This is a genomic window from Clostridium pacaense (genome assembly GCF_020709765.2).
Taxonomy (GTDB): domain Bacteria; phylum Bacillota; class Clostridia; order Lachnospirales; family Lachnospiraceae; genus Enterocloster; species Enterocloster hominis.
On sequence record NZ_JAJFEB020000243.1, the window covers coordinates 1 to 234 of the forward strand.

The 234-nt window shown below is 57.7% G+C and carries 1 protein-coding gene; it reads right to left on the minus strand.

From position 1 onward, the window contains the following. A partial coding sequence (locus LK536_RS59175; RefSeq protein ID WP_506092385.1) for a hypothetical protein occupies positions 1 to 234 on the minus strand: 234 nt, incomplete at both ends.

Consider the following 234-nt stretch of genomic DNA (forward strand, 5'->3'; position numbering starts at 1 on the left):
CCGCCGAGGATGGGGGTGTCACCCAGGCTTGCCAGGTCGATGACCGGATCGGGACGGACTGGCGGAAGTTCTTTGTAATCGTAGGAAAGAGGATGGCCTTTGGGGAGCATGCGCAGCAGCTCCTCATCCATGAATTTAAGATATTCAAGGCTTGGCCGGCTGGTTTCCATGGCTCCCCGCAGGGACATGGTAATCTCGCCCTCCAGCAGCAGCTTTTTCAGCCCCGGGTTTTTC